The sequence below is a fragment of the Formosa sp. L2A11 genome (assembly GCF_009796865.1).
In the GTDB taxonomy this organism is placed as follows: domain Bacteria; phylum Bacteroidota; class Bacteroidia; order Flavobacteriales; family Flavobacteriaceae; genus Formosa.
Map to the genome: position 1 here is coordinate 2969583 of NZ_CP047028.1, position 19549 is coordinate 2989131.

Annotated in this window: 23 protein-coding genes; 22 read left to right on the forward strand and 1 reads right to left on the reverse strand. The window is 30.9% G+C overall.

All coding sequences use genetic code 11. The annotated features are described in order from the left end of the window. Genes GQR95_RS13075 through GQR95_RS13090 form a run of 4 tightly spaced genes read left to right on the forward strand, consistent with a single transcriptional unit; the run spans position 1 to position 2810 of the window. A complete protein-coding gene (locus tag GQR95_RS13075) occupies positions 1–975 on the forward strand; it encodes a permease (protein ID WP_159023580.1) in 975 nt (324 codons plus the stop codon). Then, complete coding sequence (locus tag GQR95_RS13080; RefSeq protein ID WP_159023581.1) at positions 972–1649, forward strand: formylmethanofuran dehydrogenase subunit E family protein; 678 nt, start codon at positions 972–974, stop codon at positions 1647–1649. Before GQR95_RS13075 ends, GQR95_RS13080 begins: the two co-directional genes overlap by 4 nt. Positions 1650–1664: 15 nt before the next feature. Then, positions 1665–2102, forward strand: a complete 438-nt coding sequence (locus tag GQR95_RS13085; protein WP_159023582.1) for a nitrophenyl compound nitroreductase subunit ArsF family protein — start codon at positions 1665–1667, stop codon at positions 2100–2102. Continuing rightward, a complete protein-coding gene (locus GQR95_RS13090) occupies positions 2103–2810 on the forward strand; it encodes an aromatic aminobenezylarsenical efflux permease ArsG family transporter (RefSeq protein ID WP_159023583.1) in 708 nt (235 codons plus the stop codon). Positions 2811–2842: 32 nt separating this feature from the next. On the opposite strand, the gene GQR95_RS13095 is transcribed toward GQR95_RS13090, so the two are convergent. After that, a complete protein-coding gene (locus GQR95_RS13095; RefSeq protein WP_159024313.1) occupies positions 2843–3121 on the reverse strand; it encodes a helix-turn-helix domain-containing protein in 279 nt (92 codons plus the stop codon). 156 nt (positions 3122–3277) lie between these two features. Here GQR95_RS13095 and GQR95_RS13100 point away from each other — a divergent pair, with 156 nt between their 5' ends. The 18 genes from GQR95_RS13100 (at position 3278) to GQR95_RS13185 (ending at position 19546) form a co-directional block, all read left to right on the forward strand. Next, positions 3278–3790, forward strand: coding sequence for a VOC family protein (locus GQR95_RS13100; protein ID WP_159023584.1), 513 nt, complete (start codon positions 3278–3280; stop codon positions 3788–3790). A 238-nt stretch (positions 3791–4028) separates the two neighbouring features. After that, positions 4029–5141, forward strand: coding sequence for a hypothetical protein (locus tag GQR95_RS13105; RefSeq protein WP_159023585.1), 1113 nt, complete (start codon positions 4029–4031; stop codon positions 5139–5141). Then, entirely contained in the window at positions 5128–5604 is a 477-nt protein-coding gene (locus GQR95_RS13110) for a three component ABC system middle component (protein ID WP_159023586.1), read from the forward strand. Before GQR95_RS13105 ends, GQR95_RS13110 begins: the two co-directional genes overlap by 14 nt. After that, the gene (locus GQR95_RS13115; protein ID WP_159023587.1) at positions 5601–7535 is read left to right on the forward strand and encodes a DUF3732 domain-containing protein; all 1935 of its coding nucleotides are present in this window, start codon (positions 5601–5603) and stop codon (positions 7533–7535) included. The genes GQR95_RS13110 and GQR95_RS13115 overlap by 4 nt, the downstream gene beginning before the upstream one ends. 77 nt (positions 7536–7612) lie before the next feature. Continuing rightward, on the forward strand, positions 7613–8005 hold the full coding sequence (locus tag GQR95_RS13120) for a hypothetical protein (protein ID WP_159023588.1): 393 nt from the start codon (positions 7613–7615) through the stop codon (positions 8003–8005). A 101-nt stretch (positions 8006–8106) separates the two neighbouring features. Further along, positions 8107–9321 (forward strand): retropepsin-like aspartic protease, encoded by a 1215-nt coding sequence (locus tag GQR95_RS13125; protein WP_159023589.1) that lies wholly within the window; start codon positions 8107–8109, stop codon positions 9319–9321. A 107-nt stretch (positions 9322–9428) separates the two neighbouring features. Beyond that, positions 9429–10343, forward strand: coding sequence for a glutaminase (locus GQR95_RS13130; protein ID WP_159023590.1), 915 nt, complete (start codon positions 9429–9431; stop codon positions 10341–10343). 70 nt (positions 10344–10413) lie between these two features. Then, entirely contained in the window at positions 10414–10830 is a 417-nt protein-coding gene (locus GQR95_RS13135; RefSeq protein ID WP_159023591.1) for a hypothetical protein, read from the forward strand. A 43-nt stretch (positions 10831–10873) separates the two neighbouring features. Continuing rightward, positions 10874–11062, forward strand: coding sequence for a hypothetical protein (locus tag GQR95_RS13140; RefSeq protein WP_159023592.1), 189 nt, complete (start codon positions 10874–10876; stop codon positions 11060–11062). Between the two features lie 4 nt (positions 11063–11066). Then, on the forward strand, positions 11067–11372 hold the full coding sequence (locus GQR95_RS13145; RefSeq protein ID WP_159023593.1) for a hypothetical protein: 306 nt from the start codon (positions 11067–11069) through the stop codon (positions 11370–11372). Positions 11373–11395: 23 nt separating this feature from the next. After that, positions 11396–11650 carry an FUSC family protein gene (locus GQR95_RS13150; protein WP_233265930.1) on the forward strand — a complete coding sequence of 85 codons (255 nt, stop codon included), beginning with the start codon at positions 11396–11398 and terminating at the stop codon, positions 11648–11650. A gap of 159 nt (positions 11651–11809) precedes the next feature. Then, positions 11810–12253, forward strand: coding sequence for a hypothetical protein (locus GQR95_RS13155; protein ID WP_159023594.1), 444 nt, complete (start codon positions 11810–11812; stop codon positions 12251–12253). A gap of 333 nt (positions 12254–12586) precedes the next feature. After that, a complete protein-coding gene (locus tag GQR95_RS13160) occupies positions 12587–13510 on the forward strand; it encodes a hypothetical protein (RefSeq protein WP_159023595.1) in 924 nt (307 codons plus the stop codon). A 2-nt stretch (positions 13511–13512) separates the two neighbouring features. Then, positions 13513–15498, forward strand: coding sequence for a TonB-dependent siderophore receptor (locus GQR95_RS13165; protein ID WP_159023596.1), 1986 nt, complete (start codon positions 13513–13515; stop codon positions 15496–15498). A gap of 38 nt (positions 15499–15536) precedes the next feature. Beyond that, positions 15537–16409: an MbnP family protein gene (locus GQR95_RS13170; protein WP_159023597.1), complete on the forward strand. Its 873-nt coding sequence runs from the start codon at positions 15537–15539 to the stop codon at positions 16407–16409. Between the two features lie 81 nt (positions 16410–16490). Then, the gene (locus GQR95_RS13175; RefSeq protein WP_159023598.1) at positions 16491–17510 is read left to right on the forward strand and encodes a cytochrome-c peroxidase; all 1020 of its coding nucleotides are present in this window, start codon (positions 16491–16493) and stop codon (positions 17508–17510) included. Positions 17511–17740: 230 nt separating this feature from the next. Further along, positions 17741–18940 carry a hypothetical protein gene (locus GQR95_RS13180; protein WP_233265931.1) on the forward strand — a complete coding sequence of 400 codons (1200 nt, stop codon included), beginning with the start codon at positions 17741–17743 and terminating at the stop codon, positions 18938–18940. A 180-nt stretch (positions 18941–19120) separates the two neighbouring features. Then, positions 19121–19546 carry a UPF0158 family protein gene (locus GQR95_RS13185; RefSeq protein ID WP_159023599.1) on the forward strand — a complete coding sequence of 142 codons (426 nt, stop codon included), beginning with the start codon at positions 19121–19123 and terminating at the stop codon, positions 19544–19546. Positions 19547–19549 lie beyond the last annotated feature (3 nt).

Sequence of the window (19549 nt, forward strand, 5' to 3'; positions counted from 1 at the left end):
ATGTTTGATTGGTTACAACATTTCGCAGATTGGTTAATCTACTCTGTTTGTGGAATTGGGGCAGATACCCATCTCGGAACTGCTTTAAATTTCTTTATTTACGATACTATTAAGATCTTAATTCTATTATTTATTATCGTATTTATTATGGGAATAGTAAATACTTATTTACCGATAGAACGTTTAAAAAACTATCTAAATAAGAATAAACTATATGGATTAGAATACCTGTTTTCATCGATTTTCGGAGCGATAACTCCCTTTTGTTCTTGTTCATCTGTACCACTATTTATTGGTTTTGTACAAGGCGGAATTCCGTTAGGTGTTACCTTTGCATTTTTAATCACCTCGCCTCTAGTTAACGAAGTCGCAATTGCAATGTTTCTGGGTATGTTTGGTGTAAAAGCCACTTTAATTTATGTAAGTTCTGGAATTATGCTTGGAACACTTGGGGGATGGATTCTTGGTAAATTTAACCTAGAACCTCTACTCTCAGATTGGGTTAAAAACATCATGGCACAAAAACAACAACAAGACTATTATCAAGAAGAAAAACGAACCTTTAAACAACGTATCCCTGAAATCACACAAAATGCATGGGACATTATAAAAGGCGTGATTTTATATATTATTATTGGTGTTGCCATTGGTGGTGCAATGCATGGTTATGTTCCTGAAAACTTTTTTAATACATTTTTAGGTGGTGGTCAATGGTGGACTGTACCATTAGCTGTCATTTTAGCCGTACCAATGTATGCAAATGCTGCAGGTGTTGTTCCTATTATTCAAGTTTTTGTTGCTAAAGGTGTTCCGTTAGGAACAGCAATTGCGTTTATGATGGGAACTGTGGGCTTATCCTTACCTGAGGCTACTTTATTAAAAAAAGTAATGTCTTTAAAGTTAATTGCTATCTTCTTTGGGGTAGTGACACTTGCTATAATCTTTTCGGGATTCTTATTTAATATGGTGTTATGAAAAATATAGTAGTCATATTAATTTTAAGTACAGTAATAAGTTGTCAGTCCAAAGGTCATGAACAACAAAATCAGACTACAACACCAGAAATTACTGTACTAGATACCGATTTTTCTAAAGGGCAGTTAACTCTAGAACACGACATAAATCTTCAGGATTTAGAACATTTTCATGGACATTTATGCGACGGACTTGTTCAAGGTTTTTTAGGAATTAAAGCCGGAATGCATATCTTATATCCTAATGGAATTATAGACAGAACCAACACGCGTATAGTTAGCAAAAGTTCGCCTTGCCTTACAGATGCGGCCATCTATCTTACCGGAGGACGTTATCAATACAATTCCTTTTATGTAGATGATTCAATAACAAATGGATTTTACATTATACAAAGAATAGACAATCTAAAAACCGTAAAAATCCAGATGAATCTGGGTGTTAAACCTCCAGAAATAGATATTATGGGAGCTAAAGCCATTAAAGGTACACTTTCATCTTGCGATTTAGAGACACTTAAAATATTAGAAAATCATTTTACACAACATTTACTCACTACAGATTCTGAAACTAATTTTACGGTTACCGAACTTACAAATTTTAAATGGAATCCGTTAATAAAACACGATTACACAAAAACAGATATACTCAACAAAAATAAATCTATTTGTAACTAATTAATTTTATAAACTATGAAAGCAATCAAATATTTAACCGTTTTAAGCATTACATTTTTGCTAACGGCTTGCAACGGACAAACTAAAAAAGAAGACCAAGCTGTAAACCAATCAGTATCTAAAATAGAAGTATTAGACTTCCACTCTACTCACAGATGTATGACGTGTAAAGCCATAGAAGCCAACACAAAATATACTTTAGATACCTATTTCCCAAATGAACTAAAAGACAATAAAGTGACCTTTCAAGTCATTAATGTAGATGATAAAGCCAACGAAAAAATTGCAGAAAAATTTGAAGCTGCCGGAACCGCTTTAATGTTAAACGTGATTAAAGACGGAAAAGAACAACACATAGATTTAACAGATTTTGCATTTATGAATGGAACAGATCAAGCAGCATTCTCTGAAGAATTAAAATCTAGAATAACCACTGCATTAAACACCTTGTAAATGGATGTGCTTCAATCGCTCTTAGAGAATTACAACATTCCTATTTTATCAGCATTTATACTCGGACTAATGACAGCCATTAGTCCGTGCCCTTTGGCAACCAATATTACAGCTACTGCATTTATATCTAAAAACATTGCAAGCAAACGTAAGGTGTTTCTTAGCGGGTTACTATATTCGTTAGGTAGAGGTTTTAGTTACACTGCCATAGGATTAATTCTATATTTTGGAGCTAGCAAATTCCATATTGCACGCTTTTTCAATCAGAATGGCGAAAAATATTTAGGTCCGTTATTAATTATTGTTGGGTTAATCATGCTAAACGTGATAAAACTCAACTTTCTAGGAACATCTAACTTTCAAGAAAAACTCTCAGATAAATTCAAGGATAAAGGCCTTTTAGGAGCCTTTTTAATTGGTGTGGTCTTCGCTTTAGCCTTTTGCCCCTATAGTGGAGCCTTGTTTTTTGGTATGCTAATTCCCATGACAATTGCATCGGCAGACGGCTTATATTTACCTGTAATTTTCGCTTTAGGTACAGGATTACCTGTTATTCTTTTTACGTATTTACTCGCTTTTACAGCAGGAAAAGTAGGGATGTTCTACACTAAGATTACAAAAATTGAAAAAGTAATGCGTACCGTAGCTGGCGTGGTCTTTATACTTACCGGTTTATATTATGTTTCTATTTTTATGGGACTCATTTAACGAAGATTATTAAATATCATCTATAAATTATATTAAGACTGCTTCCAATCTTTAGCGCCCCAAGCATCAAGACCTTTTAAAATAGGCTCTAAAGATTTTCCTCTAGCCGTTAAACCATACTCAACTTTTGGTGGCACAACAGGAAACACGGTTCTTTTTACAAGTCCGTCTTTTTCTAATTCTCTAACCGTTTGCGTAAACATTTTATTAGAAATACCTTCTATATGCTTTTGCAAAATTCCAGAGCGTAAATCGCCTTCTAAAAGGTGAAATAATACTAAAGGTTTCCACTTTGTACCTATTAAATTCATGGTGTAATTAAGCGGACAATTATTTTCTTTGTTCAAAATTAAATTTTATTTATCTGATAATCATTATTTTACTACTTTAAGTAACTATACCACATTTTGGTAAGTACTTGCCAAACAAGCATATATAAACTAAATTTGTAATCTAAATTAGATATTATGTCAGTAAAACAAGATTATCCAAAATCATTTTCACATATTGGAATCACGGTTCCAGATATTAAAAAAGCAGTAAAATTTTATACAGAAGTTATGGGTTGGTACACCATTATGAAACCATCTACCATTAAAAAAGAAAAGGAAACAGCCATTGGTATTATGTGTATGGATGTATTTGGGGAAGACTGGGACGAGTTTGAAATTGCCCATTTATCGACTTCAGATGGCGTTGGTGTCGAGATTTTCTCTTTCCCTCACGGCGTTAAAGAAGCACCAGAATTTAGTCCGTTTAACACCGGATTATTCCACTTTAGTATTCAAGATCCAAACATTGAAGACTTAATTGATAAAATTGTAGCCTATGGCGGAAAACAACGTATGCCAATTAGAGCATACTATCCTGGAGAAAAACCATTTAAAATGTGTTACGTAGAAGATCCTTTCGGAATTGTTTTCGAAATCTATACACACAGTTACGAATTAACCTATTCTTCTGGCGCTTATACTAAATAAGCCCATTTTATAACACTATAGCTATAAAGCGTAAGTCATATTTGGCTTACGCTTTATAGCTTGCTATGGATACTGTTGTTACTTCACTATCGTTACACTAAACTTGTTGTAGGGTGATATTATTTAGTTAAAATACAGCTGATTAGATAGTTCTTAGGTTTTTATAAAATAGTATATTTGGATATACACAAAAACTTTATGGTATTACACTGTAAATATTTTTTAATTAGAATAAAAAATGAGTTCAAAATCTGATGCTTCTACTAAAATATTAGGATTTAAATATCAAGAAATGGTTGCTTTAAAGGAATGCTTTGAAGCAAAAGATGGCACAAAAATTTATTTAGAATGTTTGGGGGATATTTCGGACGGAAAGACATCAACAGAAGTTAAGCATTCAATTAAAGTTGATAAAAAATTAATTGATACACATCCTGACTTCTGGAAAACTCTTTCGAATATAATAACAGAATATGATACTTTTCGTTTTTATGATAAATTCATACTTCATACTACAGCAGAAATAAAAGTAGGCTCAATATTTGAAAAGTGGAAAAACTTAAGTAAAACAGATAAAAAAAATAAAATATTAGCTGTAATATCAAATGATACAATTAAAGCGTATTACAATAATGTAAAAACATTTGATAAAAAGGAGTTAGAAAACCTTCTTGATAAATTTGAAATAAAAGATAATCAAGAATCAGCTAAAGAATATTATAAAGATATTTTATTAGAACATCCAGCTGTAACAAGTCATATAGAATTAAAAAATAGAGAGGAATTTATTTGTTATTTATTTGGATATATTTCACTTCAGCTAGTTAATACATCTGACTATATTTGGGAAATTGTAATAGATTCTTTCCGAGAAAATTCTCGGACTTTTGCAAATAGATATAAAATTGAGGATTTAAATTTTCCAATTTCAAATGCTATAGCTGACATGACTAAAAAAGATAATTTTTTATTCGTAAAAGAGTTAGAAAAAATTAAATATGAAAGGAAAATTGGTAAGTCAATGGATAATTATTTAAAAGCTTCTGAAAGTCAAATCAAAATGGTTGAAGCAAGGACTAGCTTATCTGAAAATCTTGATAACTATGATGAAGAAATCAAAGAAGTTATTCTAGAACTTAAAGATAGTCACTTAGACCAACTAACCGAAAAATGTGATACTAACGAGAAATCAAGACGTTTTTTTGATGACAGCATTAATCAAATTTCTTCTAAAACTAAAATAGAAGGAATTACAAATACAAGATCGTATTATCCTAAAGGTCGGCTATTGCATAACTTAGAAATTAAAACCATTGATATTAATCTAAAATCAGAAGATGAAAGCAAGTGATATAGAAAGGTTAATATTTTCACCATTTCATACTAGTAAAATTTTACATCACTTTTTAAGTGGTGCTAAATCTGTTAACTCAAAATGCATAAAGACAGAATTAGTATATCTTGCTTTACCATTTATATACAATAAGCAAGCTCAAAATAAATTAAAGTTTTTAAATAAAAACTCAAAATTCAATCCGTTTATTGAGAACAAAGATTTTGATATTTTTAGAAGCTCTTTAAATCAAAAGATAAATGATTATCGAGAAATAACAAATACAGCAATTATTATGCTAGCTAATGAAATTGATTTAGAAATAGATAAATACTTAATGCCAAGCACTGATATTCAATTTAATACTGAAAAAGATATTTATTTAAAACCAATATATAAATCATCATATAATTTAGGTGTTATTTTAGGAAAGGAGCAATATTTATCAGTATTTAAAAAACTTAGAATTACAGAAATATGAGTACAACTATAAAACAAATTGTTGTTTTCAGCAATACAGGCAGTAAACGATTTGTACCTTTTGAAGATGGTTTAAATATCATAACTGGAGATTCAAAGACTGGAAAAAGTGCACTTATTGAAATAATTGATTATTGTCTATTTTCATCAAGGTCAAGTGTTCCTGTAGGAAAGATAATCGATTTTACAGAATTGTTTGTAGTCATTTATAAAGTAAGTGATTATTACATTGTTATTGGTCGTCCTGCACCTAAAACGGGTAATATGAGAAGTGCATACTTAAAAATAGAAACTGATTATAAAGTAATTGAAGATATTAAATATGATTATTTTAATGACATATCACTAAAACCAATTAAGAATGATGTTCAAAATGATTTTGAAGAATTACTAGGTTTGTCATTAAAAAAGTTAGAATCAGATTACGAGAGTTTTGGAAAATTATCGATTAGAGATACCGTATCTTTTCTATTTCAACATCAAAATTTAATAGCCAACAAACACGCATTATTCTATAGATTTGATGATTTGGTAAAACGTAAAAGAGTTATTCAAGCTTTACCTGTTCTACTAGGTGTAGCTGATAGTGAATATTATCAATTGGTAAAACTAATAAAGGAGACAGAAAGAAAAATTATAGCTGAACAAAAAGTTTTAGAACGAATTCAACAAAAAACAACAAACCAAGCTGAAAATATTAGAGACCAAATACAAATTTACTATACAATGTTAGACCTAACTCTTAAAGAAGGACTTTCATTACGTGAATTAAAAAAAATAGGTCTTAATTTACCCATTCCGCCAAAAATTCTTACTGACCAAACAAAATCATTTACTAAAGTAGCACAATTAGAAAATGAAAGAGAAGTACTATATGTTGAGAAAAATGAAATTGAAAATGCTATTTCTAGTCTACAATCAAATTCAGGAGATAGTTTAGATTATGCGAAACACCTAAGACAAACGAAAGCTAAGCAAAATTATAATACTTCAAAAAGTGAATTATCTTGTCCACTTTGCGATAATTCTGTTTCACATATCAATGAGAACATTAATAAACTAAATGATTCTAAAAATAAACTGATTGAAGAGTTAACAAAAGTAAATACCTTTTCAAAAGACAGTACTCAGATAATAGAGAAATTTAGATTAGACAGAAAATCAATAACCTCTAAAGTAAAATCAATTTCTAAAAGTATTGAAATACTTACAAAAGAAAATATTGATATAGAAAAGATAAAAGGAAAACGAGAATCAATAATACACCAAAAAGGAGTTTTAGAAACAACAATCAAACATCTTTTAGAATCTAACGATTTATCTAAATTCACTTCAGATTTAATTGGCTTAAAAGAAGAATTAAAATCATATAATAAACAATTATTAAAATATAAAGATTTAAAACTATTCAAATCAGAAACAGAATTATTCATTAAAACACAAATGGATAGAATTGCTAGTAAATTAGATTTTGAAGAAGAACTTAAACCGATTAACTTTCATTTTAATATTGATGATTTTAGTTTTTATCATAAACATAATTCAGAAAAAATAAGATTGGACGAAATGGGAAGTGGTGCAAATTGGCTAGCCTGTCACCTTTCCTTGTTTTTATCTTTCTTACATTTATCTTGTAGTAATCCTAATTCAATAATTCCAACTTTCTTAATGATTGACCAACCTAGTCAAGTTTATTTCCCTAGAACCGCTAAGAAGACTGAATTAAATGATCCAGAAGAAAAAGTTGAATTTGATGTTAATATTGAACGAGTAAAAGATATTTTTAAAGTTCTAAGTGAAGAAATTGAGTTAATACATGAAAACACAAATACTAAACCTCAAATAATAGTACTAGAACACGCTAAGGAAGATGATTTTGAAGAATATATAATTAGAGATTGGATAAAAAGTGAAGGTGGTGGCCTGATATAAAAAAGAGTTTTTAGTTAACAATCATCCTCCCCACGCAACCAAATACAGATTAGTACATCTATAAAGAAACTAGCCAAATGAAAAAAATCATCTTTCTTTCCTTAATCACATTAATATTTTCGAGTTGTTCAGAGTCTGACGACATTATTTATACTTCAGAAATAACAGGAGATTGGCAATGGCAAAGTGCGTCTGGTGGTTTGGCGGGCATTACAGAAACCCCAGAAAGTACAGGCGAAAGTAGAACGCTTGTAATTTCGGCTGATTCTATTGCAAGTTATCAAAATCAGGTTTTAAACTTTAAAACGGCTTACACGCTTGAAAACCGAACTTCGGAACTTTTTAACGACACTCAAGAAATGCTAATTCAAGAAAATGGATTCAGACAAATTATAACTATTTCTAACAATACACTTATTCTTGTGGGCGATTGTAACGACTGTTATACAAACACCTATATTTCAGAGTAAAGGAACCGCTAAAGTGTCTTAAAATGTTTAGTTTAGTTTTTATTTCTTAAATTGGTTATTTACTACCAATACTACATCTAAAAAAATTAATCAACATACGTATGAAAAAAAAGCTACTCCTACTTATTTTAGCATCCTGTTTTTTAGTGAATTGTTCGGCTTTAAAAAGATTAAAAACGGTTACACAAGGTGAAGTTAAACAAGACCAATATTTTGAAGAAATTCCGTTTAGATATGTTAAAAATCAGATTATTTTAGATGTATATATAGATGGAAAAAACTACCCTTTTATATTCGATACAGGAAATGATTTAACAATGATAGATTATAGTATAATAGAATCTATTAATCTTAAATCTAATAATGTTAATGGAGATATTTCAGATTCTAATGGCATTAGTAAAGAGAGTACATATTACACTATAGCCGACCTAAAGATTGGAAATATCAATTTTCTAAATACAGGCGCATATACTTCAGATCTTTCTTATTCATATCAATTTTTAGGGAAAGATAATTACGTAGGAATTATAGGAAGTAATTTAATGCGAAAGGCAAAATGGCAAATAGATTATAAAAATAAAATCCTTAGAATTACTAACAACATAGATGCATTTCATATTAGCCCTAATGCCTATCATTTTAACACAAAATCCGGAAAACACGGCGATGCAAAACTAAAATTAAAATTAAATACGTTTGAAGATCTGTTTACATTCGATACAGGATCTAGCGGTAACATAAGTACTAAAATAGCTACTTTAAACACTTTAAACACCCTTAATACCATACCTAACATTTCCAAAACAGGTGTTAATAGTATAGGAGCCAATGGCATATTAACAAGTACCGATTACAGTGCTTTACTGGATTTAGAATTACTTGATAATTTAAAAATTAAAGACCAACTGGTTACGTTTTCTGAAAATGGATCTAATTTAATAGGTAACACTTTTTTTGAGCATTTTACAGTGACACTAGATTGGAGTAATGAAGTGTTTTATCTAGATCAAAACGAACCTATTAAGGCTAATATTATCTCTGAATACCAATTGATTTTTCATCCCAATTACTTAACTAATAAAATTATAATTTATGGATATAAAAACGATTATCCATTAGAAAATCCTATAGAAATTGGTACACAAATACTAACCATAAATGGCGTAAATGTATCTGGATTAAACACAGAAGCGTTGTATAATTATTGGACTAAAAAAGATTTACCAGATACGTTTAGTATTGAAGTTGAAGATCATGAAAACAGAAGGTCTATTACATTAACAAAGAAACAATTACTTCCAATGCAGCAATAATATAATTACTTGTCCTAACACTAAAACGTGCTAATAAGAACTATTCCGTTTGTATTTATTACTTTAGCCTCTTTTTCAATACTTTTTATTAAATACCAAAGCGCGCCGTGAATATTAAAAACATTATAGAAAACTGCTACAATCAAGTTAAAGGCATAGAAAACGAAGGCCATTTAGCAGCTTACATTCCTGAATTGGCAAATATAAACCCTGAAAAATTTGGGGTATACATTACCACCATGGACCAAAGCGGATTTGGTATGGGCGATTGCGACGAAAAATTCTCTATACAGAGTATTGCCAAAGTTTTATCGTTAGTGATGGCTTATAAAATTTTAGGTAAAAAAATCTGGGAACGCGTAGATGTAGAACCATCAGGGAATGCATTTAACTCGTTATTACAATTGGAGGTTGAAAAGGGAATTCCTAGAAATCCGTTTATAAATGCGGGTGCTTTAGTTATTTCGGACATATTATTAACAGAATTAGCACACCCAAAAGCCGACTTTTTAGATTTTGTAAGACGTATTTCTAATAACCCAAACATTAACTATTGCAGTAAAATTGCAGAGTCTGAGAAAAAAGTAGGTTATAGAAATATTGCTTTATGTAATTTTATTAAGTCTTTAGGAAACATAACTAACGAACCGGACGATGTGCTGGATTTCTATTTTAATCTGTGCTCGTTAGAAATGAATTGTAAAGACCTTTCTGAGCTCTTTCTATTCTTAGCCAATAACGGCTGTTGTACCTATACCAAAGAAGAAATACTTACCGAACGCCAGTCTAAACGTATAAATGCTTTAATGCAAACCTGCGGATTTTACGACGAGTCTGGAGAATTTGCTTTTGAAGTTGGATTGCCAGGAAAAAGTGGCGTTGGTGGCGGTATTGTAGCTGTGCATCCAGACAAATATACCATTGCGGTTTGGAGTCCGAAATTAAATGATAATGGAAATTCGTTTAAAGGAATGAAATTCTTAGAAGCCTTTACAACAGAGTCTAAACTGTCTATTTTTTAGAGGTTTAATAAAAAAAATAGATCTACTACGTAATCTTTTTCTTATATTGTCTTCTATAAAAAAAGCAATAATGAAGAAGTTCTACCCGATTATATTGTGTGTGTTTTTGTTACTGAGTTTTGCGTGCAATTCTGATGATGACACAACTAATAACGATCAATTTTACGGAAATTACACCGGAGAGTTCACTGTTACATATAACGACAGTATAACTTATTCTAACCCTGTAACGGTTCAATTTAATACAGATAATACTTATATATCTAGCGGAAATGAAAATAATTTTCCTGCTGGTGGCAGCGGAAGTTTTAATAGTAATGTAACAACTTTAGAATTTTTTGATGAAAATTTTTGGACAGCGAATTTTGATTGGGATCTTATTCTAAACGAAAGCTACGATTATACAAAAACGGGAGATTCTCTGGTATTCTCTGCCTCTAAAAACAATATAGGGTACTACAGCTACAAATTAGTTAAATCTGAATAGTAATATCAACATAAAATCAATACTAATTTGTAAAACTAAAACAATGAAAAAGCTTTACATATTTGTGCTACTAGGTGTATTAGTGTTTTCCTGCAGCAGTGACGATGATGGCTACGGAGAAACTTACAATTACACGTTTACCGAACAAAGTGAATTGACTGTGGTGTCTTATGATACTGAAACCTACATTAAATATGGTGAAGTTAATCCTGGTGAAAAATTAGTTTTTTGAATATATGTATGATGCCGGACAAGATTTAAACACGTATGACGGTGGATTTACAGAATGGATTAGATTCGAAATCGATCCGGAGTTAGACCGTTTTTCGTACACAGATACAGAACTAGTTGCTATTGATGCTGTATATACAAAGTCATGTTTCTGCTTTTTCCCTTATAACGAAGCTAAAGATGTAAATCCTAGAGGAACAATAAGCGGAGAAAAAACATCTGATACAACTTGGGAAATAAATTTAGATGTTACTTTTTATGGCGATGAACACAAAACCATAGATACTAAATTTAAACTAACCAAAAATTAAGGATTATACAGACAAAACCTAACGTGCACCTGTCCAAACAAGAACTTTCAAGATTAACAGATCAAGAATTATTAGACAAAACAAAACAAGTAAAATCCTTTGCTATTATTAACGCCACTCTTATTGGTCTTATGGCTGGTATAATTGTATATAGTGTAGTAAAAAACACCCTTGGTTTAGTGACCTTAATTCCGTTATTTTTCATCTATAAATTTGTTAATCGTTCTAAAGAAAACAAAGAAATAGCACAACTTTTAAAAGATCGTGGTTTAAAATAAACCTAATTTTCAGCACTTTTATTGATGGAATAATCAGCCATATTACTTAAATTAAGATTAAAACGTCTTTTATTTTCATTAACATAAACACTTTCAACCAACAAACCTAATCTACTATAATACAGCAATTAATAAAATATTAATTCACACTATTTTAACGTGGCTTATAAAACATTAACTATTATACCCGTTTTAAGATTAGGAAACTTTAAAAAAATTACAGAAATTCGCGAAGTGAAAACAGCGACATTACTTTTAGCGTTATTTCTAGTTTTTAAACCACTAATTCCATTAGTGGAATACGCTGCGTTTTACGATTATATTAAAAATGAGCTTTGTGTAAATAAAGACGTTCCAGAAATGCATTGTAATGGAAAATGTCATTTAAAAGCACAATTAGCAAAAGCTTCAGATTCAGAAAAGGGTAATAACGATAAAGGAAGTTCTTTTTCTTTCGAAAACACCTTAGTTTTCTTTCAAGACGCAAATATTAATTTTCTATTGTTCTTTCCTAAAGAGCAACCATTAAAAATAGATACTTCTTATAACAAAATTTACAAGTTCCGTTATATGGGCTTTGTATTTCATCCACCACTCGTATAGCTTCATTATACAAATAGAAACTCCATAACTCATGCTTGGTATTTTGCAAAACTTAGGTTTAGCAACTTGCTTGTATATGCTTTTTTATGTTCACACATATAAAAAAGTATACCCATTTGTTACAGCTTTAAAGTAGGTTAAATTTCTACTAAGCTTTCGTTATGCATCTTATATGCGAGTATTCTATTTATGTCTTGTAGCGACCTGATTGTGATTAAAATAATTGCATCAACCTAAAATAGAACTATCCTTTTTGAATGTTTCAAAATAGAAAAGTTCCTGTATTTGCGCTACTCTATTTTCAACAGTTTTTAATGAAACAGTCCATAAATAATGAAACGTTTACACTTTTTTGTAATCGTAATTTTCGTTGTGGTATCATCGTGTACCGTAGAGAAAACCGATTACGAAGCTGAATTAAGCACCGAAACGACCGAATATATAGAATACGAAAACGTAACGTCTATAACAAGCGGAGATTATACCATAAATTTAGAAGCCTTAAATGGTACGCTTTACAAAGGCTATAACGAGATCCATTTAAACATAATAAACACAGTAACCAGTGAAGCTTTGCAAAATGCAGATGTTACGTTTTTACCCATCTTTACAGATGCTAATGGAAACACATCTTCTTGTCCGCATGCTTATAATTTAAAATATGATGCTACAGAAGATTATTATTCTGGATTTGCCGTATTTACAAGTGAAAGTGACACTACAGTAAGTTGTCAGTTATTTATAGCCTTTCAGGTTGGGACTCAATCGTATGCTATTAATCAACCTATTACAGTTGAAGAACAGACCAATCTAAATTTAAATATGACTGCCTTTACAGGAAGTGATAACGAACAATACTTTATTGCTCTAGTCGCTCCACAAAGTCCGGGTGTTGCAGAAAACGATTTGGTTGTTGGAATTTACAAATACAATCAGCCCACAGAAGCAGCAGGAACTTTTCCAGATCTGTCTCAATATTCTTATTCTGCAGTGCAAGATTACACCTTGTTTTTAGACCCGAGAATGCCAGAAGCATCTATGGGAAATCACTCGTCTCCTAACAATGTAGATTTAACTATGGAAAGTGATAGTTTATATCACGGTGTTGTGAATTACACCATGACAGGAAACTGGACCTTAAATTTTATACTTCAAAATGCAGCCGGAGAAACGTTAAAAGGCACAGAAGTTTCTACAGAGTTTACCCCGGGAATTGAAGGCGCTAAAAGTGAACTTTATATCGATATATTATTTTAGGCATGAAACGCATAACACTTATAATACTTGTATTAGGTACTTTCGCAAATGCTCAGAATACACCGATAAAAAGGGATAGTTCGGATGTGGTTTTAGATGAAGTTCTTGTTATTGCTGCTAAAAAAAACAAGATAGAAACAGATATGAAAATGGCTGTTTCTGTAGATGAATTTTTAGCATCGTCAGACAATATTAGCTTTATTAAACGTGGTGCTTACGCCTGGGAACCGTTACTTAATAATATGAGTACCGAACGCTCTAACGTTACTATTGATGGGATGCATATTTTTGGTGCTTGTACCGATAAAATGGATCCGGTAACATCTTATGTAGAAACTAATAGCTTGTCTGATATTGATGTAAAATCAGGGCAAGAAGGAAGCATGCATGGTGCAACCGTAGCTGGAAGTATAGATTTAAAACGAAAAAGTACAGCATTTGGAATAGGACAAACCTGGAACGGTGCATACCAAGCAGGTTTTGAGTTTAATAACAACCAGTTTTTTAACCTCGGAAATGTATCGTACTCAAGTGATAAACTGGTGGCAGACGGAAGTATCTCGTATAGAAAAGCAAAAAATTATACAGATGGGAATAATGATGAAGTTGAACATTCGCAATACGAAAAATTCAATACATCTTTAGGTCTTGCTTATAAAACAACAAATTTATCGTCTGTGCGAGTAGATGCTATTTTCGATAAAGCCCAAGATGTTGGTTACCCCGCATTACCTATGGATTTATCATTATCTAGAGCATTAATTACCTCTGTAGCATACAAACAACTTTTTGAAGATAAACTGATAAAAGTTTGGGATACTAAAGTGTATTTTAATGCTATAGAACACTATATGGACGACACTACCCGACCAGAAAACTTAGTGCATATGGATATGCCTGGTTGGAGCACAACGTATGGTTTATTGTCTAAAGTAAATTTGAAAACAGAAAATTATGCTTCTGAAATACAAATTAATGCTTACAATAATTTATCTATTGCAGAAATGCGTATGTATCCCCAAGATTACAGCGAAACAACCATGTTTGCATATAGTTGGCCTTGGGTAACCACACGTTATGCTGGACTTTCTATGAGTAATTCGTGGGATATTTCAGAAAAGAGCCAGTTAAATTTTGGAGGAACTTTAGGTGTAAATTACAATTACTCTAAATACATAGAATTTAATTGGATTTTTCATCCTGGAGCATCTCAAGAGAAAACACGTTTTCTACCAAATTTATATGCAAGTTATAAATTTAACACGGCTGGTTTTGATGCCTCTGTTGGTGGTGGTTACGGGCATAGAGCACCATCTGTTTCCGAAGGTTACGGATATTATATTTATAACAGTTTTGATAGATATGATTATATAGGAAATCCAGATTTAAAAAACGAAATCTCTTATGAAGCCAATGCAAGTGCTGGTTTTAAAAACAAAAAAGGAGGTATTCAGGCGCAAGTAAACTATTTCTATATTCAGAATTATATTATCGGACGCATTTTAAGTCAGGGAAGTCCAATGAATTATCAGTCGGTTGGAGTAAAAGGATATACGTCTTTAGATCATGCCACATTATTTAATTTCTCAATGCATGCCAACTACTCTATTTTAGACAATTTACACTGGAAAGGGACATTAACTTATGCACGCGGATTAGATGAAAACAAAAATAATTTACCATTTATTCGCCCTTTGAGTTATCAGACTTCTTTGCATTATTCGTATCAAAAATTTGGTATTAGAACGTCTTTTAATGGCGATTTAAAACAAATTAATTACAGTCCAGAATATGGAGAAGATGAAACACCATCTTACACCAATTGGAACATCTCTGCAGATTACACATTTTACATTAAAAATTACAAAACAGTATTTCAATTAGGTGCAGAAAATGTATTTAACACCTACTATAGCACCTATGCAGACTGGGGAAATATCCCGAGAATGGGACGTAATATTTTTACGTCTTTAAAAATAGACCTATAAAAATTAACCAAATAACTATTAATAATTAAATCAAAGAAATGAAAAATTTAAAAAATTACCTTTTACTAGCTATCTTACCTTTAGCATTCGCATCTTGTAGTGACGACGATACTCCTGTTGCAAACAATGTAACTTTAGAATTTACTAATACGTTTTCAGGAACTACAATTGTATTAGGAGACGCAACAGATGCAGAAGCTTCTGTAAACACATCAGACGCTGGACAAGTACACCACTTTTCTGAATTAAAATATGTAATAAGTAACATTCGATTAATTAAAGAAGACGGAACAGAAATTCCTTATCATGTAAACGATTTAGATAATGGCGCAACAGTTATAGACCAATCTAAATCTGAAACATTATCGTACGTTTTAAGCGATGTCCCAACAGCAGATTATAGCCAAATTAAATTTGGATTAGGAGTAAAATCTGAGTTAAATACTTTAGACCAAGTAAGTTTCCCTAATTTTTATGCTGCTACAGGAGCAAACGATACAGAAATGCATTGGGAATGGGGAACGGGATACCGTTTTACTAAAATAGAAGGTTTTTACGATACAGATAATAAAGAATTGTCTTTCCATTCTGGAAGTACTGTAGAAGGTACTGTAGACGATGAAAGCACATACACACAAGGTGTAGATGCGTATAGAGATATTACTTTAGATCTTACAACACTTGCCATGGTTGGAGATAATGCACCTACAATTAAAATTGAAGCAGATTTTGATTATTTATTAAGCGGAAACAGCTATACAATTACTTTAGTAACTACAGATGATATTACTAACAACGCAACACCAAGTGCACACACATCTACAGAAATGATGAAGTTTGTAGATAATATTGGTGGAGATGGTACAGACGATATTACAGGAATGTTCTCTATTACAGCAGTAGAAAACTAAGTTAAAAAACCTAAATCCGAGAGTCGGCTTCGATATTATATCAAGCTGGCTCTTTTTATTAGTTTTAATACATATTAAAAAATGAAAAACATCATAAGAAATATCGCTCTACTCCTACTGTTAACTGGGTGTAGTAATGATGATTCCGAGCTTATTTCTTATAATAATTTAGAAATCTCGTTAGATATTCCCTTTAGTTTTCCTGATTTTAACAACACCGTTTATACTAATGTGCCTACAATATATGGTGTAGAATTGGGAGAAAAACTATTCAATGAAACAAAATTTAGTACAGATAATTCTATTTCTTGTTCTACCTGCCATATACAAGCAAATGCCTTTGCAGACCATAATGAAAAAGCGATAGGTATAGAAGGCAGAATAGGACTTCGTAATGCACCACCAATACAAAATATGGCATTTATGAGTTTCTATAATTGGGATGGAAGTAAATTAGAATTGGAAGAGCAACCACTAGTACCTATTATTACGCACGAAGAAATGGACTCTTCTATTTTAGAAGTTATTGGCAAACTTGAAGCAGATGGTTCTTATGAAGAATTATTCAATAAAGCATTTAATGGTGAAGGCATTACTGCAGATGGAATTTACAATAGTATTGCACAATATGAATACACTTTAATCTCTTCTAACAGTAAATACGACAAAGTAAAACGAGACGAAGGTGAAACATTTACAGAAGAAGAAACGGCTGGTTACACGGTGTTTCAACAAAAATGCATAAGCTGTCACAGCACAGAATTATTTACAGATCAGAGCTTTAGAAACATCGGATTTCCTTTAAATACAGATAACGAAGAAGCAGGGCGCGCTAGAGTTTCTGGAAAACTAGAAGATTATATGAGTTTTCGAGTCCCATCATTAAGAAACATAGCTTATACAGCTCCTTATGGAAGTTTCGGCCAGTTTGAAACCTTACAAGATGTTCTAGACTATTTAGATGCTGGTGTTTTAGAGGCAGATAATCTAGATCCTATTTTAAAAGATAATGGTAATAGAATTCCGCTTACAGATACCGAAAAAAGCAATCTTATCGCATTCTTAAATACATTAAGCGATAAAGAATTTGTTACTCCTTAACATCACATTAAAATAATATTTAATTATGGTAAATCATTTAGTAATTACTAACCAGAACGTGTTTCATAATCTTATTATAAACTATTAAATATAATGTTATATCACTAAACCAGATTTACAGCATATAAATAGTAGCTTTAAAAAATTTAACACCTTTCTAAAAATAATTTGGGAAGGTTTTTTTTGGCACTACTATTGTCATACAGTAATTATCATTATATTTCCAAACTATGAAAAGAACGCTACTTATATTATTTATAACCTTTAACTTTATAGCATGTAATACCGCTAAACAAGTTGAAAAGGCTATATATTCTGGAGATTACGATTATGCCATTAATACTGCTGTCGAAAAACTTAAAGCGAATAAATCTGAAAAACGTACAACAGAATACGTTTATATGTTGGGAGATGCATTTACAAAAGCAGAAGCTAGAGATTTAAGCAAAATAGACTATTTAAAAAAAGATAATAATCCAGAAACTTATCAAGAGATTTTTGATTTATATACCACTTTAAATAATAGACAAGAAGCAATAAAACCGCTTTTACCGTTAACTGCAAATGGTAAAAAAACTACTTTTAATTTTATAAATTATACCGATTTAATACTAGAATCTAAAAACAATCTTTCTGGTTATATATATAATAGTAGCGTAAGATTACTAGAATCTAAAAATAAAGCAGACATTCGTCAGGCCTACGATAATCTAACCTATTTAAACACTATAACTCCAAATTATAAAAATACCTACCAACTTATAGCAGATGCACAAAAACGTGGTATAGATTATATTTTAGTTACAATAAACAATCAAACACGTCAAATTATTCCACAACGTTTACAAAACGATTTACTTAATTTTAACACCTATGGTTTAAACAAACAATGGAGTATTTACCATGCAAATCAAGTAAAAAATACAGCTTACGATTATACAATGCAACTTAATTTAAAGCAAATTATTGTCTCTCCAGAACGTATTAATGAACGTGAAATTATTAGAGAGAAAAAAATTACAGATAAATCAACATACAAGAAAGATAGAAAAGGTAATCCTGTAAAAGATAGTCTTGGTAATTATATAAAAGTAACTAAAATTATAAATGCGCGTTACCGTTATATAGAATCTGTACAAGTTAAAGAAGCACAAATTTTAGCAAATGTGGTGTATGTAGACTTAAAAACGAATCAAATTATAGATAATTTCCCTATAGATAGTGGCTTTGTTTTTGAAAACATATATGCAACAAATTACCGTAAAAGCAAAAATAACCAAAATGACGAACGTGCATTAACCATAGACGATCGCGATTTATTAAATAAAAGACGCATGCCTTTTCCTACCAACGAACAAATGATTTATGATACTGGAGAAGATTTAAAACTAAAGTTGAAAGACATTATAAACGATTTTAACTCCTATTAAAAGTTCTACAAATTAGAGCGCTAACGGATAGCTGTTTTTAGCTTGTTTTGAAATAAATAATACTATAAACATCTAAATTTTAATTACGCTTTACAATAAAACTAAATATATAATACAGTAACAGTATTACTGTTGTAAAAGTTTTATTAAATTTATTACTTAAAACTAATTTACTTTTAAATGGAAAACTCTCGTTCTGAATTAATTAAAAAAATCGCACAAGAATTAGATTGTGGTAGCACGTGTTATTACAATCCTAAAACAGAAGAAATTATAGGAATTCCGAATTTTTTAAACTTTCCTGAAGACAATGAATTTCAAGAACACTTTAAAGATGAATTAGAAGCTGTAGAAAAAAACAAAGCCCATTTAATAAAAATTGACGTTTTAGAAAGTATGCAGTCTTTCGAGATTATGGAACAATTTGCTGACCAAATAGCAGACAAACAGTTTCAATTAGAATTAAAAAACATCTTAAATAAAAAGAAACCTTTTCAGAATTTTAAATATGCTATAGATCAATCTGATTTCAGAGCATCTTGGTTTGTCTTTAAAAATGCACAAGTTGAAAAAATTGTAGAAAATCAATTAAACAAAATAACATAAAAC